The sequence below is a fragment of the Pseudomonas sp. Irchel s3a18 genome, from assembly GCF_900187535.1.
Classification (GTDB): Bacteria; Pseudomonadota; Gammaproteobacteria; order Pseudomonadales; family Pseudomonadaceae; genus Aquipseudomonas.
In genome coordinates this window covers 1-14296 of sequence record NZ_FYDV01000024.1, presented here as the reverse complement: position 1 = coordinate 14296, position 14296 = coordinate 1, and the positions used below count along the sequence as shown (strand labels likewise).

Sequence of the window (14296 nt, the reverse complement as noted above, 5' to 3'; positions counted from 1 at the left end):
ATCCAAGTTTCATGGAGGCTAGCCGCTTGACTTCAACGAATTCCTCGCTGGCACCAGACCCGCCTCGCCCGCATTCGTCAGTCACCCTCGACGTGCCAACCACAGGTTAGACGGCAGGAAGATTTTCCCGGCGGCAGGGTGTGCTTGGCCGAACCACGGTAGCGCACGCCGCTTTCAAATGGAGTATGATAAAATGTTTCTGAAGCGTCATCACGAATGACAAGTGCCTGCGATTGAAAATCACACCTGAGTTGAGAGATACAAAAATCTGCGGACAAGGTGAAAAAGCCAATGACGTTTGACCTAGCGAAGGGCTCAAGAAAAGGACCCGTTTTTATTGTAGCCTCCGGAAGTTCGGCACGTGACTTTCCGATTGAACGTTTTTCGGAATACCCCACCATCACAATGAATGGTGCAGTCTCACTGTTTGTAGAAAAAGGACTGCAGCCCTCTTTCTATATCTGTTCTGACGTCAGTTTTCCAGTAGAGCAACCTTTGCTATACGCGCAGGCATTGGAGCATAGCGAAAATATTGTATTGGCGGGCTCATTATCTCGCGCCAACATACTTCGAAAGAACGTATTCAGACTTTCAAAAGCACCGACCTCCTCGTTGCTTCGCTCTCTTTTAAACCCGGAACAATCTCACATTCGAAACAGTAGATTCCAATTCGGAAGCCAACGCTCAATTGGATTCAGCAAAGACTTGAACACGGGTTACTTTGACGCACGAACCGTTGCATACATTGCAATGCAACTTGCTTATCACTTAGGTTTTAGCAAAGTGTTTTTGGTCGGGATTGATTTAAACCCCAGCGCCGGCCGCTTCTATGAAAAAAATGAACAGGCTGTCTCGCCCTGCAACCTGGACGCTGCTTTACAGCGCCGAATACTGCCTTCACTGCGCCTGATGTCGGAACATGTCGTCAATGAAAGCTTCAAAGTCTACAACCTGTCTGCCTCTTCTAAAATCCCAGCCAGCGTATTCCCTAAAATCAGTTTGTCGGAGTTGAGCGACATATTAGCCACAGAGAGCATCTGAGGTTAGACCCGAGCAAGCCAGCCCCTTGGGCAAACCCCATCCAGAAGCCGCACATTGCGCGGCTTTATCGTTTCCGCACCCTGCCCGCGCCTCAATCTTTTCCCTCGATTTGCGACCGCATTACCGTTCGGTAACATTTAGGTTGGTTGCATTCATGGCGATTTGCTAGATTCGACCCCTTGCGCCTGAAGCGCTGTGCGCAAGATGCGACGCTTCGCTGGGCAGCCGTCGCGTCACGCTTCAGGGCCTATAAAAAATATAAGCACCGTCAATGGCATAACAATCGGACACCCGACATGGAAGCAACTCAGGAACGCCCATTGGTTGACGTCAGGTTGAGTCATACGAGTGATTTCGACGAGTGCCGCAACACCGAGACCGGTACCGTGTTCATTATCGCCTCGGGGAGTTCGACCAAAGATTTTCCGGTCGACGAGTTCGCCCACGTTCCGATGATCACCATGAATGGCGCCATTTCGCTGTTCAACGGGACAAACATCAAGCCGTACTTCTACATTTGTACGGACATGGGTTTCCCCAAGCAGCAACCCGAACTCTTTTCCCTGGCGATGAACATCAGCCAGCGTGTCGCCTTATGGACAGAACATGTACGGCGAACGGGGACTCGACCCGCAGGAAAGCTTTTCGCGTTAAAACGGGCCCCGAAAAAAACCTGGCTCGACTACTTCTTCAGAACCAACAAGAACCTGGTACACAAACATTCGTTTCTGGGCCATCGCTCCAGAAGCGTCGGCTTCAGCAAGAACCTGAGCGATGGCTTCTTCGACGCCCGCACAGTGGCTTACCTGGCCCTGCAACTTGCCCACCACCTGGGTTTCAGCAAGGTGATTCTTGTCGGGTTCGATCTGAACCCGTCCATGGGGCGTTTCTATGAGAACAACGGTTCCGTGTTGTCACCTTGCGGGCTGGATGAGCACTACCACACCCGAATTCTTCCGTCGTTGAAGCTGATGTCGAGAAAAGTCATGGGTGAAAGCTTCACCGTTTACAACCTGTCCAGTACCTCCAGGGTTCCTGAGAGCATCATTCCCAGGATCGATCTTCAGGCATTGAGGTCGCTTCTCGGGTGACGCGTGTGGCATGACGCACGTTGCGCTCCCTGCCTGCGGCCACTCGCATCCCCCCCATCAGCCTGTAACATGCGGCCCACTGAAGTGTGCCGCCGGAGACAACCTTGCCTGACACCCGCCCTCTCGCTCTCGATGAAATCGACCGCCAACTGATTGCAGCCCTGCAGATCAATGCCCGTGAAAGCGTGGCCATGCTCGCCCGGCAATTGGGTATCGCCCGCACCACCGTGACGTCAAGGCTGGCACGCCTGGAGAAGGCCAAGGTGATCACAGGTTATGGCGTACGCCTGGGCCAGCGTGTGGTCGACGGTGGCTTGCAGGCTTATGTCGGGATCACCGTGCAACCGCGCTCCGGCAAAGAAGTACTGCGCCGGCTCAGTAGCATGGCGCAGGTCCAGCAACTCTGTGCGGTGAGTGGCGAGTTCGATTACGTGGCCTGGCTGCGCACTGACTCACCGGAACAGCTCGACCAACTGCTTGACCAGATTGGCAGCGTCGATGGTGTGGAAAAGACCACCACGTCGATCATCCTCAGCAGCAAGATTGATCGTGGACAGCCAGTCTGACCACTAGCCTCGTCAAATTGACTCAAAGACATGCAAAACGACGACACTTTGCGTCTTATTAACGTGCGCTACGCTCCCTAGAATGGCGACAGTCTTTTCTATACTCAGCACCTGTGTGCACGTCGCCAGCAAGGTCCGCCATGAACAAGAACAATCGCCATCCTGCAGACGGTAAAAAACCAGTCACCATCTTCGGTCCCGACTTCCCTTTCGCCTTTGACGACTGGATCGAGCACCCGGCCGGCCTGGGTAGCATTCCAGCGCACAACCACGGCACGGAAGTGGCCATTGTCGGTGCCGGTATCGCAGGCCTGGTGGCCGCTTATGAATTGATGAAGCTGGGCTTGAAACCAGTCGTCTATGAAGCCTCGAAAATGGGCGGCCGCTTGCGCTCCCAGGCCTTCGAAGGTGCCGAAGGGATCATCGCCGAGCTGGGTGGCATGCGTTTCCCGGTGTCCTCCACTGCGTTCTATCACTACGTCGACAAACTCGGTCTTGAGACCAAACCCTTCCCCAACCCCCTGACCCCGGCCTCCGGCAGTACAGTCATCGACCTGGAAGGCCAGACCCACTACGCACAGAAGCTCGCCGATCTTCCTGCCCTGTTCCAGGAAGTCGCCGACGCCTGGGCCGATGCGCTGGAAGACGGTTCGCGCTTTGGCGAGATCCAGCAGGCGATCCGCGACCGCGACGTCCCGCGTCTCAAAGAACTGTGGAACACCCTCGTACCGTTGTGGGACGACCGCACGTTCTACGACTTCGTTGCCACCTCCAAAGCCTTCGCCAAGCTGTCGTTCCATCACCGCGAAGTCTTCGGTCAGGTCGGCTTCGGCACCGGCGGCTGGGATTCGGACTTCCCGAACTCGATGCTGGAAATCTTCCGCGTGGTGATGACCAACTGCGACGATCACCAGCACCTGGTGGTGGGCGGTGTGGAACAAGTGCCACTGGGCATCTGGCGCCATGTCCCTGAGCGTTGCGCTCACTGGCCGCAAGGCACAAGCCTGAGCTCCTTGCACAAGGGTGCGCCACGCACCGGAGTCAAACGGATCGCACGCGCTGCCGATGGCCGCTTCAGCGTCACCGACAACTGGGGCGACACGCGTGAATACGCGGCGGTGCTGACTACCTGCCAAAGCTGGCTGCTGACCACCCAGATCGAATGCGAAGAGTCGCTGTTCTCGCAAAAGATGTGGATGGCCCTGGACCGCACCCGCTACATGCAATCCTCGAAAACCTTCGTCATGGTCGACCGCCCGTTCTGGAAGGACAAAGACCCGGAAACCGGCCGCGACCTGATGAGCATGACCCTCACCGACCGTCTGACCCGTGGCACCTACCTCTTCGACAACGGCGACGACAAACCCGGGGTGATTTGCCTGTCGTACTCGTGGATGAGCGATGCACTGAAAATGCTCCCGCAACCGATCGATAAACGCGTGAAGCTGGCACTCGATGCCCTGAAGAAGATCTACCCGAAAGTCGACATCGCGGCCCGCATCATCGGCGACCCGATTACCGTGTCCTGGGAAGCCGACCCGCACTTCCTCGGGGCATTCAAAGGCGCCCTGCCTGGCCACTACCGTTACAACCAGCGCATGTATGCGCACTTCATGCAGCAGGACATGCCCGCGGAACAGCGCGGGATATTTATCGCTGGGGATGATGTGTCCTGGACGCCGGCCTGGGTCGAAGGCGCGGTACAAACCTCGCTCAACGCGGTTTGGGGCATCATGAATCACTTTGGCGGTACGACTCACGCCGAAAACCCGGGGCCGGGCGACGTGTTCCATGAGATCGGGCCGATTGCCCTGCCCGAGTAAGAGGAGTCCGAGATGCGCGTAGCCCTTTACCAATGCCCACCGCTGCCACTGGACGTTGCCGCCAATCTGAAACGTTTGCAGCGACTTGCAACAGAGGCTGGGGATTCCGATCTGTTGGTGTTCCCGGAGATGTTCCTGACCGGCTACAACATCGGCGCGGAAGCGGTCGGCGCATTGGCCGAGGCGCAAGACGGTGCATCGGCGCAACACATCGCCAACGTTGCCAGGGCCAATGGCATTGCCATTGCCTATGGCTACCCGGAGCGCGCCGAGGACGGGCAGATCTACAACGCGGTGCAGTTGATCGACAGCCAGGGCCGGCGACTGGCCAACTACCGCAAGACCCACCTGTTCGGCGAACTCGACCACTCGATGTTCAGCATCGGACCGAATGAGTTTCCGTTGGTCGAGCTCAATGGCTGGAGGCTGGGCTTCTTGATCTGTTACGACCTGGAGTTCCCGGAAAACGCCCGACGCCTGGCACTGGCCGGTGCCGAGTTGATACTGGTGCCGACGGCGAACATGATTCCCTACGACTTCATCGCCGACGTCACCGTACGTTCACGGGCCTTCGAGAACCAGTGTTACGTGGCCTACGCCAACTACTGCGGCAACGAAGACCAGATCCACTACTGCGGCCAGAGCAGCATTGCCGCGCCGGATGGCAGCCGTATCGCTCAGGCCGGGCTGGATGAAGCGCTGATCGTTGGCACCCTGGACCGGCAGTTGATGGTCGATTCACGCGCCGCCAATCGCTACTTTCTCGACCGCCGGCCAGAGCTCTACGGCGAGCTGAACAAGCGCTGACCCAAGGTTTTCGCTAGCATGAGCGCTTCTTTGTAGCGGAAGTGCTCATGCCTGCGCCGACCCCTCTTCACCCTCACACCGAAACCCTGGCCAACGGCCTGCGGGTTTCACTTCGTCATGCGCCCGGCTTGAAACGCTGCGCGGCTGTCTTGCGGGTCGCCGCCGGTAGCCACGATGCCCCACGGGCCTGGTCTGGCTTGGCGCACTTTCTTGAGCATTTGCTGTTTTTGGGCACTGAACGCTTCCCCGCGGACGAAGGGCTGATGGCCTACGTACAACGGCATGGCGGCCAACTGAATGCACAAACCCGTGAGCGCACCACCGACTTCTTCTTCGAACTGCCTGTGCATGCCTGCGCCGCAGGGCTGGAGCGCTTGTGCGACATGCTCGCCCATCCACGCCTGAGTCCCGACGATCAATTGCGGGAACGGGAAGTGCTGGAAGCCGAGTTCATCGCCTGGTCCCAGGACGCAGCGGCGCAGCAACAACAGGCGCTGCTCAACGAGCTTTCGGCAGCTCATCCCTTGCGCGACTTCCATGCTGGCAACCGCAACAGCCTGGCGGTGGAGCAACCGGCGTTCCAACAGGCACTGCGTGCCTTCTATCAGCGCTTCTACCAGACCGGTCAAATGACCTTGAGCCTTGTCGGCCCACAGCCTGTGGATGAATTGCGCAGCATGGCCCAGCGCTTGAGCGTCGACCTCAACGTCGGCGAGGCACAACCGCAAAGCCTGCCGACCGCCTTGATGACCAGCCCAACGGGCCGCTATCAACAGATCGACGAACGTCGACTCAACCTGGTATTTGCGTTCGAAGCCTTGCCCACCGCATCCCGTGAGGCACTGGATTTCCTCTGCACCTGGCTCAATGCTGCCAAGCCCGGCGGCTTGCTTGCCGAGTTACGCCATCGCCAATTGATCGACCACCTGAAGGCCGTGCCGGTGTACCACTTTGCCGGGCAAGCACTGCTGCACATCGAGTTCAAACTGAGCAGCCCCGACACGCAACCTGCAGCAGTAAGCGAGTTGTTCAATGACTGGCTGCATGACTTCAGCCAACAGGCCGACTGGCCTGGACTGCGCGAAGAATATGCCCTTGTGCAACGGCGAAAAACTGAATCCAGCCAGGCCCTGGCGCTGGCCCGACGGGACAGTGAGCAACTGGAGCCACAGTTGTCGGACCCAGGCGTTGCGGCCTTGAAGGCGATCTTGCGTCAGATGAATCCAACGCCTGCGCCACACCCGACGATCGCCTGGCAATTGCCACCCGCCAATCCATGGCTGCGCAGCGTCGACGAGCCGGCGCCCGCCGGATTGATCCGGGGGCAGACCAGCGCTCACCGGGGCTTGCGCACGTTCGCCCAGGACCGCACACGCGGCCGCCGTGACCGTTCGTCCATGCAGTTCAGCCCTGCGCCGACGGATACCGGCGGCGAAGCGGCGATATGCCTGCGCTGGCGCCTCGACTCAACGCCACCAGCCAACTTCCAGCCCGTACTCGACTTCAGCCTGCAAAGCCTGCGCGACGACGCGCTGCAAGCCGGTGTCGAACTGTCCTTCAGTGAAATGGGCAATCAATGGCGGCTGAAGTTGAACGGCTGGCACGAGCCGATGCCCGCAATTCTCGAACAGGCGCTGCAATGCCTGGCCAACCCCACTGCCCACGCCTGGCACAGCGTTGATGACGCTGCCCCCATGATCGCGATTCGGCAAATGCTCAAGGCACTGCCCGCCCACTGCCTGGGCCAAGGCTCACAACCGGCATCGCCGCCCGGCACGGTGGACGACCTGCACCGAACCTGGGCCAGCGCGCGCTGGGACGGACTGGCGACTGGCTTTTCGCCAACGGCTCAAACCGCAATCACCCGCGCATTGAGCCGAGCCCCGGGGATTCCCGACAGCGAGCCGACAGCGCCGCAGTCGATTGCCGGGCAACGGCTTTGGAGCGAGCTACCGGGCACCGCCAACGAACACGCGCTGCTGCTGTTTTGCCCTGCTCCCACCCAGGCACAGGCCGACGAAGCCGCATGGCGCATGCTGGCTCACCTGTGCCAAACACCCTTCTATCAACGCCTGAGGGTCGAGTTGCAATTGGGCTACGCGGTATTCAGCGGTATCCGACAGATCAACGGGCAAACCGGGTTGCAGTTCGGGATACAGTCGCCGCAAGCGTCGGTGACAGTGTTGGCTGAACAGGTGGAGTTGTTCCTCAAGCAATTGCCCGATCTCATAGAGGCGATCGATGATCAAGCTTTGGCCCATCAGCAACAGGCCCTGGCTGAGCAACTCGACGACCGTACGCTGCCACTGGCCCAGGCCTTTGAGCTGCAGTGGCAAGGCAAACTGGGCGGCCATTCGTCGGATTATCTTCAGCGGTTGCAACAGGCCATATTGCGACTGGACCGCACAACGCTGCTCGACGCGGCAGGCCGGTTGATGCGCGCAGAAGGTGGCCGTAGGTATCTGGCAACGGGATCATTACCGCAGCTGTAACGGGCTTTCTTCGACAGATATCTCCAATTTGCAGAAACGTTTCAGTAACATAGGCCCGACAAGCATCCAAACACCTCCTGCCGGAGGTGGACTATATGTATAGAGCCCAATTTGAAGGAGCGTTTTTATGACCTGGTCCAAACCTGCCTACACCGATCTGCGTATCGGCTTTGAAGTCACCATGTACTTCGCCAGCCGTTGATTCTGCCTTTAGGGAGAAGATGCGGTTCAACGCCTCGGCCCGTCCGGGGCGTTTTTATTTTCAGCGTGGATGGGGTGGAGCGGTCATGTTTGTCCAGATTCTAGGGGCCGCCGCTGGCGGTGGTTTTCCGCAGTGGAACTGCAACTGCGTGAACTGCGCGGGTTTTCGCGATGGCAGCCTGCGGGCCACGGCGCGGACCCAGTCGTCCATCGCCATTTCCGATGACGGTGTGAACTGGGTGCTGTGCAATGCCTCTCCGGACATCCGCGCACAGCTCCAGGGTTTTGCCCCCATGCAGCCCGGCCGGGCACTGCGCGATAGCGGGATCAGTGCAATCATCCTGATGGACAGCCAGATCGACCACACCACCGGCTTGCTCAGCCTGCGCGAAGGTTGCCCGCACTCCGTGTGGTGCACTGACATGGTCCACGAAGACCTGAGTACCGGCTTCCCGCTGTTCACCATGCTCAGCCACTGGAACGGGGGGCTGAACTGGAACCGCATCGAGCTCGACCAGAGCTTCACCATCCCGGCCTGCCCGAACCTGCGGTTCAACCCGCTACCCTTGCGCAGCGCGGCACCGCCCTACTCGCCGCACCGCTTCGACCCACACCCAGGCGACAACATCGGCTTGGTCGTCGAAGACCTGCGTACAGGCGGCAAGCTGTTCTATGCGCCGGGGCTGGGCAAGGTCGATGGGGCGCTGCTTGAGATCATGGCCGGCAGCGACTGCCTGCTGGTGGACGGCACCCTGTGGGACGACGACGAAATGCAGCGCCGTGGCGTTGGCACCCGCACCGGCCGGGAAATGGGCCATCTGGCGCAAAACGGCCCGGGGGGCATGCTCGAGGTGCTCGAGCAGTTGCCCAGCCAGCGCAAGGTACTTATCCACATCAACAACACCAACCCGATCCTCGATGAGGACTCGGCCCAGCGCGCCGAACTGGCTCGGCGCAATGTTGAAGTGGCGTATGACGGGATGAGCATCGAGCTCTGACAGCGCAGCGCCAGACCGCTGCGTGGTCTGGCGCGGCCAAGCCCGGCAAAAACACCACACCTCTACGGTTGATCCCCGGAGAACCGCAATGACCCATACACCGCTGTCCCCCGCCGAATTCGAAGCCGCCCTGCGGGCCAAGGGCGCCTACTACCACATCCACCACCCCTATCACGTGGCGATGTACGAAGGCCGGGCGAGCCGCGAGCAGATCCAGGGCTGGGTCGCCAACCGGTTTTACTACCAGGTGAACATCCCCCTGAAAGACGCCGCGATTCTGGCCAACTGCCCGGACCGCGAGATCCGTCGCGAGTGGATTCAGCGCCTGCTTGACCATGACGGCGCTCCCGGTGAAGACGGCGGCATCGAAGCCTGGCTGCGCCTTGGCCAGGCCGTCGGCCTTGACCCCGATCAACTGCGCTCCCAGGAACTGGTGTTGCCTGGGGTGCGTTTTGCCGTGGATGCCTACGTCAACTTCGCGCGCCGCGCCTGTTGGCAGGAAGCCGCGAGCAGCTCCTTGACCGAACTGTTCGCCCCTCAGATCCATCAATCACGCCTGGACAGCTGGCCGCAGCACTACCCCTGGATCGATCCGGCCGGCTACGCGTATTTCCGTACACGCCTGGGCCAGGCGCGGCGCGATGTCGAACACGGCCTTGCGATCACCCTGCAGCACTACACCACCTATGACAGCCAGCAGCGCATGCTGGAAATTCTCCAGTTCAAACTGGACATACTTTGGAGCATGCTCGATGCCATGAGCATGGCCTATGAACTGAACCGCCCGCCTTATCACAGCGTGACCGGGCAGCGGGTCTGGCACAAAGGGATCGCCTTATGAGTTTCGACCGCAGCAAGACCCCACGCTGGCGTCCCGGCTATCGTTTCCAGTACGAGCCGGCCCAGAAAGGCCACGTACTGCTGTACCCCGAAGGCATGATCAAACTCAATGAAAGCGCCGCGCTGATTGGTGGCCTGATCGATGGGCAGCGGGATGTCGCGGCGATCATTGCCGAACTGGACACCCGGTTCCCCGGCGTGCCCGAGCTCGGTGACGACATCGAGCAATTCATGGAGGTCGCCCGTGCACAGCACTGGATCGAACTCGGCTGATCACCTGGCCATGCCGGCGAAGCCTGAGACTGGCCTGCCGCTGTGGCTGCTGGCCGAACTGACCTACCGCTGCCCGCTGCAATGCCCGTACTGCTCCAATCCGCTGGATTTCGCCGAACAAGGCAAGGAGCTCAGCACCGAGCAGTGGCTCAAGGTGTTTCGCGAAGCCCGGGAAATGGGCGCGGCGCAGCTGGGGTTTTCCGGTGGCGAGCCACTGGTGCGCCAGGACCTCGCCGAACTGATCGGTGAAGCCCGAAAACTGGGGTTCTACACCAACCTGATCACCTCGGGGATCGGCCTCACCGAGCAGAAGATCAGCGATTTCAAGAAGGCTGGGCTCGATCACATCCAGATCAGCTTCCAGGCCAGCGACGAGCAGGTGAACAACCTGCTGGCTGGCTCAAAAAAAGCCTTCGCGCAGAAACTCGAAATGGCCCGCGCCGTGAAAGCCCACGGCTATCCGATGGTGCTGAACTTCGTCACCCATCGGCACAACATCGACAGGATCGACCGCATCATCGAGCTGTGCATTGCCCTGGAGGCCGACTTCGTCGAACTCGCCACCTGCCAGTTCTATGGCTGGGCCCAGCTCAACCGCGTCGGTCTGCTGCCGACCCAGGAACAGTTGGTACGCGCCGAACGCATTACCAACGAGTATCGTGCCAGGCTCCAAGCCCAAGGGCACCCGTGCAAACTGATCTTCGTCACGCCCGACTATTACGAAGAGCGCCCCAAAGCCTGCATGAACGGCTGGGGCAGCGTCTTCCTGACCGTCACCCCAGATGGCACCGCATTGCCGTGTCACGGTGCCCGACAACTGCCGGTGCAGTTCCCCAACGTGCGCGACCACAGCATGCAGCACATCTGGTACGACTCGTTCGGCTTCAACCGCTTTCGCGGTTACGACTGGATGCCCGAGCCGTGCCGTTCCTGCGACGAGAAAGAAAAGGACTTCGGCGGCTGTCGCTGCCAGGCCTTCATGCTGACCGGTGACGCCAGCAACGCGGATCCGGTGTGCAGCAAGTCGGCCCATCACGGCGTGATCCTCAAGGCCCGCGAAGAAGCCGAACACGCCACCCAGACCATCGAACAGCTGGCCTTTCGCAATGAACGAAACTCACGCCTCATCGTCAAGGGCTGACGCTTTGAGCGCCCTCAAAGCCGTGGCCGCCGGCATCGACTTCGCAGACTTGCGCATCGGTGCCCATGGCCTGTTCTGGAATGAGTACCGCCCCGACGACGCCGCCTGCCGGATCTGGCATTGGCGTGACAACGCGGCGCACTGCCTGACCCCGGCCGGGTTCAGTGTACGCAGCCGGGTCTATGAGTACGGCGGTGGTTCGTTCTGCCTGAGCGATGAGGGTGTGGTCTTCGTCAACGAAGCGGACCAACAGCTTTATCGGCAATCGCTGACCGGTGAAACGCCGCAGGCCCTGACATCGGGTCAGTGCCGATATGGCGACCTGCAATTCGCCAACGGGCAAGTACTGGCCGTCGAAGAGCAGGCCAACCAGCATCGCCTGGTCGCCATCCAGCTGGCGGACGGTCGACGCCAAGTGCTGGCCGAAGGCGCCGACTTCTACAGCGCACCGACCCTGAGCCCCGATGCCCGGCGCCTGGCGTGGGTCGAATGGAGCCGCCCCCATCAACCCTGGACCGCCACACGCCTGATGGTTGCCGAGTGCGACAACAGTGGCGGTTTTGCCAAGCCTCGTTGTGTCGGTGGCGACAGGGATGAGGAGTCCCTGCAACAGCCGCGCTTCGATCAGGCCGGTCGCTTGTACTGCCTGACCGATCGCGGCGGCTTCTGGGAGCCGTGGGTCGAGAGTGAATCAGGCTTGCAGCCACTGCCCTGTGCCGCCGCCGATCACGGCCCCGCGCCTTGGCAACTGGGAGGCTGTACCTGGTTGCCACTGGATCGGGAGCATTACCTGGCGAGCTGGACGGTGGACGGCTTTGGACGTCTGGGTATGCGCACCGGAGAGTGCGTTCAAGACCTCACCGGCGACTACAGCCGCTTTCGCAACCTGGCGCTGGATGACCGGTTTGTCTACTGCATTGCGGCCTCCACCACCGCCCCTTCAGCGGTGCTTGCCATCGACCGCGACAGTCATCAGGTCAAGGTGCTGGCCGGTGGCGTTGCGTTACTGCCCGCTGCACACATCAGCCAGCCACAGACTCTGCGTTACCCCAGCGGCACAGGCGAGGCCCACGGGTTCTTTTATCCTGCCTTGGGCGATGTCGCCAATCCGCCGCTGGTAGTGTTCATCCATGGCGGCCCCACCTCGGCCTGCTATCCGATGCTCGACCCGCGCATTCAGTACTGGGCACAGCGGGGTTTCGCCGTCGCCGACCTCAACTATCGAGGCAGCAGTGGCTACGGCCGGACCTATCGACAGGCCTTGCACTTGCGCTGGGGTGAGGTGGATGTAGAGGACGCCTGTGCCGTGGTCGGCTACCTCGCGGAGCAAGGCTTGATCGATCGCAATCATGCGTTCATTCGCGGCGGCAGCGCAGGCGGGTATACCACCCTCTGTGCCTTGGCGTTCCATGACGTATTCAGTGCGGGTGCCAGCCTGTATGGGGTCAGCGACCCGGTGGCCCTGGGCCGTACGACCCACAAGTTCGAAGGCGATTATCTGGATTGGTTGATCGGCGACCCGCTCAAGGACGCCGAACGCTACGCGGCCCGTACACCGCTGCTGCACGCCGGTAACATCCGCGTGCCCGTCATCTTCTTCCAGGGTGAACTCGATGCCGTTGTGGTGCCGCAGCAGACCCGCGACATGATCAAGGCGCTACACGACAACGGCATCGCTGCCCAGGCCCACTATTACCCCGACGAACGACACGGCTTTCGCAAGGCCACCAACCAGGCCCATGCACTGGAGCAGGAGTGGCGGTTTTATCAAGCGGTGATGAACCAACAACCGGACTGACCGCAGACACTGGCAATCGCTGCCGAGTCTGCGGGCCAACGGCTCAACGCTTGGCGATGATGTACACCGCATGCACGATACCCGGTATGTAGCCGCACAAGGTCAACAGGATGTTCAGCCAGAAAGCGCCGCCGAAACCCACCTGCAGGAACACACCCAGTGGTGGCAACAGAATGGCGATGATGATGCGGATAAAATCCATGGGGCAGCTCCTGAGAAAAGTTGGCTTCAATGAGCCATACACCTGATTGACCCGTAGCGCGTGACAGGGTTCCATGCAGCCCCGGCAAGATGCCACCATTGAAGCGCAGCGGGATGTCTCAGGCCAGTATTTCCAACCCGTACTTTTGCACGATGCTCAACAGTTTGAGGGCCATGCCGCTGGGGTGCTTGTCGCCCGCCTCCCACTGTTTGACCGTGGAGGCGCTGGTGTTCAGATAGCGGGCGAACACCGGTTGACTGACATTGCTGCGCTCACGCAGTTGCTTGATGTCTTGGGCTGGAATAGCCGCGGGTACCTGCGCCAGGCACGACTGATCAAACTGGCGCATGGTGGTCTTGCTGATGGCACCGATCGACAACAGCGCGGCCGCCGACTCGTGAACCGACTCAAGGGCTTCACTCTTGAATTTCTTGCTCATGATGTATCTCCACAAACGCCTTCATCTCCAGCAATTGCCGGACCTGTGTGTCATTGAGCTTTTCGTAGGCCTTGGCCAGTTCTCGAAAAGCAGCCAGTTCCGTCTGGCTAATATTGCTCTGGTCCTTCTTGGCAAACAGGAACTGGTAAATCCAGTAACGGCCACCCTTGGCCAGGACGATCGAACGGTGGCGGTTTTCGCTCAAGCGCTTTTTCCATACGCCACCTCCCAGACTGTCAGTCTTGACCTTTTAACACCTCGTCGAATGCCGACCTCAACTCGTCATCACCAATCCAGGCCTTTGCGGCCTGGGCTGCAAAACGCTTGGTCTTGAACAATCTGATTGTCATGGACATCCCTTCCCATAAACATACCACCCAGTGGTATGAAACTCCATTCCGATCGCGCAAAATTGTCGCTCTACGGAACCGGCAGTCCCTGCCGCACCCATTTAAAAGGTTCTTCACGGAATCCCGGGAAACACAGAAACAAGAACGCCGATTTGATTGATGATGTTCGTGCGAGCAAACACATCTAACAAACCGGCGTTCTTATGCGCGATATTAATACTTTCCTTCCTTTTT

14 protein-coding genes and 1 pseudogene are annotated in these 14296 nt (G+C 59.8%); 12 read left to right on the top strand and 3 right to left on the bottom strand.

The features are described 5' to 3' along the window. The first annotated feature begins 291 nt into the window (after positions 1 to 291). The 12 genes from CKW29_RS23510 (at position 292) to CKW29_RS23455 (ending at position 13071) form a co-directional block, all read left to right on the top strand. Positions 292 to 1041, top strand: a complete 750-nt coding sequence (locus tag CKW29_RS23510) for a lipopolysaccharide biosynthesis protein (protein ID WP_095147272.1) — start codon at positions 292 to 294, stop codon at positions 1039 to 1041. Positions 1042 to 1220: 179 nt separating this feature from the next. Continuing rightward, positions 1221 to 2132 (top strand): lipopolysaccharide biosynthesis protein, encoded by a 912-nt coding sequence (locus CKW29_RS23505; protein ID WP_371850673.1) that lies wholly within the window; start codon positions 1221 to 1223, stop codon positions 2130 to 2132. 104 nt (positions 2133 to 2236) lie between these two features. Then, a complete protein-coding gene (locus CKW29_RS23500) occupies positions 2237 to 2698 on the top strand; it encodes an Lrp/AsnC family transcriptional regulator (protein ID WP_095147263.1) in 462 nt (153 codons plus the stop codon). A gap of 140 nt (positions 2699 to 2838) precedes the next feature. Further along, positions 2839 to 4521: an NAD(P)/FAD-dependent oxidoreductase gene (locus CKW29_RS23495; RefSeq protein ID WP_095147264.1), complete on the top strand. Its 1683-nt coding sequence runs from the start codon at positions 2839 to 2841 to the stop codon at positions 4519 to 4521. A 12-nt stretch (positions 4522 to 4533) separates the two neighbouring features. Then, positions 4534 to 5328, top strand: a complete 795-nt coding sequence (locus CKW29_RS23490; protein WP_095147265.1) for a carbon-nitrogen hydrolase family protein — start codon at positions 4534 to 4536, stop codon at positions 5326 to 5328. A 47-nt stretch (positions 5329 to 5375) separates the two neighbouring features. Further along, positions 5376 to 7820, top strand: a complete 2445-nt coding sequence (gene pqqF / locus CKW29_RS23485; RefSeq protein ID WP_095147266.1) for a pyrroloquinoline quinone biosynthesis protein PqqF — start codon at positions 5376 to 5378, stop codon at positions 7818 to 7820. A gap of 127 nt (positions 7821 to 7947) precedes the next feature. Then, positions 7948 to 8022, top strand: coding sequence for a pyrroloquinoline quinone precursor peptide PqqA (pqqA, locus tag CKW29_RS23480; protein ID WP_003194766.1), 75 nt, complete (start codon positions 7948 to 7950; stop codon positions 8020 to 8022). A gap of 85 nt (positions 8023 to 8107) precedes the next feature. Next, positions 8108 to 9019, top strand: coding sequence for a pyrroloquinoline quinone biosynthesis protein PqqB (pqqB, locus tag CKW29_RS23475; protein WP_095149203.1), 912 nt, complete (start codon positions 8108 to 8110; stop codon positions 9017 to 9019). Between the two features lie 88 nt (positions 9020 to 9107). Continuing rightward, positions 9108 to 9860, top strand: coding sequence for a pyrroloquinoline-quinone synthase PqqC (pqqC, locus tag CKW29_RS23470; protein WP_095149202.1), 753 nt, complete (start codon positions 9108 to 9110; stop codon positions 9858 to 9860). After that, entirely contained in the window at positions 9857 to 10132 is a 276-nt protein-coding gene (gene pqqD / locus CKW29_RS23465; RefSeq protein WP_095082877.1) for a pyrroloquinoline quinone biosynthesis peptide chaperone PqqD, read from the top strand. The genes pqqC and pqqD overlap by 4 nt, the downstream gene beginning before the upstream one ends. A 10-nt stretch (positions 10133 to 10142) precedes the next feature. Then, the gene (gene pqqE, locus CKW29_RS23460) at positions 10143 to 11273 is read left to right on the top strand and encodes a pyrroloquinoline quinone biosynthesis protein PqqE (RefSeq protein WP_176465368.1); all 1131 of its coding nucleotides are present in this window, start codon (positions 10143 to 10145) and stop codon (positions 11271 to 11273) included. Beyond that, positions 11239 to 13071: a S9 family peptidase gene (locus tag CKW29_RS23455; protein WP_095149201.1), complete on the top strand. Its 1833-nt coding sequence runs from the start codon at positions 11239 to 11241 to the stop codon at positions 13069 to 13071. Before pqqE ends, CKW29_RS23455 begins: the two co-directional genes overlap by 35 nt. Positions 13072 to 13114: 43 nt before the next feature. Here the strand turns inward: CKW29_RS23455 and CKW29_RS23450 are convergent, their stop codons facing one another. From CKW29_RS23450 to CKW29_RS23440, 3 genes and pseudogenes are all read right to left on the bottom strand, one after another. Next, positions 13115 to 13273, bottom strand: coding sequence for a YqaE/Pmp3 family membrane protein (locus tag CKW29_RS23450; protein WP_003228885.1), 159 nt, complete (start codon positions 13271 to 13273; stop codon positions 13115 to 13117). A gap of 118 nt (positions 13274 to 13391) precedes the next feature. Then, the gene (locus tag CKW29_RS23445) at positions 13392 to 13712 is read right to left on the bottom strand and encodes a DNA-binding transcriptional regulator (protein WP_095147271.1); all 321 of its coding nucleotides are present in this window, start codon (positions 13710 to 13712) and stop codon (positions 13392 to 13394) included. Then, positions 13690 to 14062, bottom strand: a pseudogene (locus tag CKW29_RS23440) (type II toxin-antitoxin system RelE/ParE family toxin). Before CKW29_RS23440 ends, CKW29_RS23445 begins: the two are co-directional and overlap by 23 nt. Positions 14063 to 14296 lie beyond the last annotated feature (234 nt).

Coding starts and splice junctions, on each gene's coding strand:
- CKW29_RS23510 (WP_095147272.1), top strand. CDS start 292: ATGACGTTTGACCTAGCGAAGGGCTCAAGAAAAGGACCCGTTTTTATT.
- CKW29_RS23495 (WP_095147264.1), top strand. CDS start 2,839: ATGAACAAGAACAATCGCCATCCTGCAGACGGTAAAAAACCAGTCACC.
- CKW29_RS23490 (WP_095147265.1), top strand. CDS start 4,534: ATGCGCGTAGCCCTTTACCAATGCCCACCGCTGCCACTGGACGTTGCC.
- pqqF (WP_095147266.1), top strand. CDS start 5,376: ATGCCTGCGCCGACCCCTCTTCACCCTCACACCGAAACCCTGGCCAAC.
- pqqB (WP_095149203.1), top strand. CDS start 8,108: ATGTTTGTCCAGATTCTAGGGGCCGCCGCTGGCGGTGGTTTTCCGCAG.
- pqqC (WP_095149202.1), top strand. CDS start 9,108: ATGACCCATACACCGCTGTCCCCCGCCGAATTCGAAGCCGCCCTGCGG.
- pqqD (WP_095082877.1), top strand. CDS start 9,857: ATGAGTTTCGACCGCAGCAAGACCCCACGCTGGCGTCCCGGCTATCGT.
- pqqE (WP_176465368.1), top strand. CDS start 10,143: ATGCCGGCGAAGCCTGAGACTGGCCTGCCGCTGTGGCTGCTGGCCGAA.
- CKW29_RS23455 (WP_095149201.1), top strand. CDS start 11,239: ATGAACGAAACTCACGCCTCATCGTCAAGGGCTGACGCTTTGAGCGCC.
- CKW29_RS23450 (WP_003228885.1), bottom strand. CDS start 13,273: ATGGATTTTATCCGCATCATCATCGCCATTCTGTTGCCACCACTGGGT.
- CKW29_RS23445 (WP_095147271.1), bottom strand. CDS start 13,712: ATGAGCAAGAAATTCAAGAGTGAAGCCCTTGAGTCGGTTCACGAGTCG.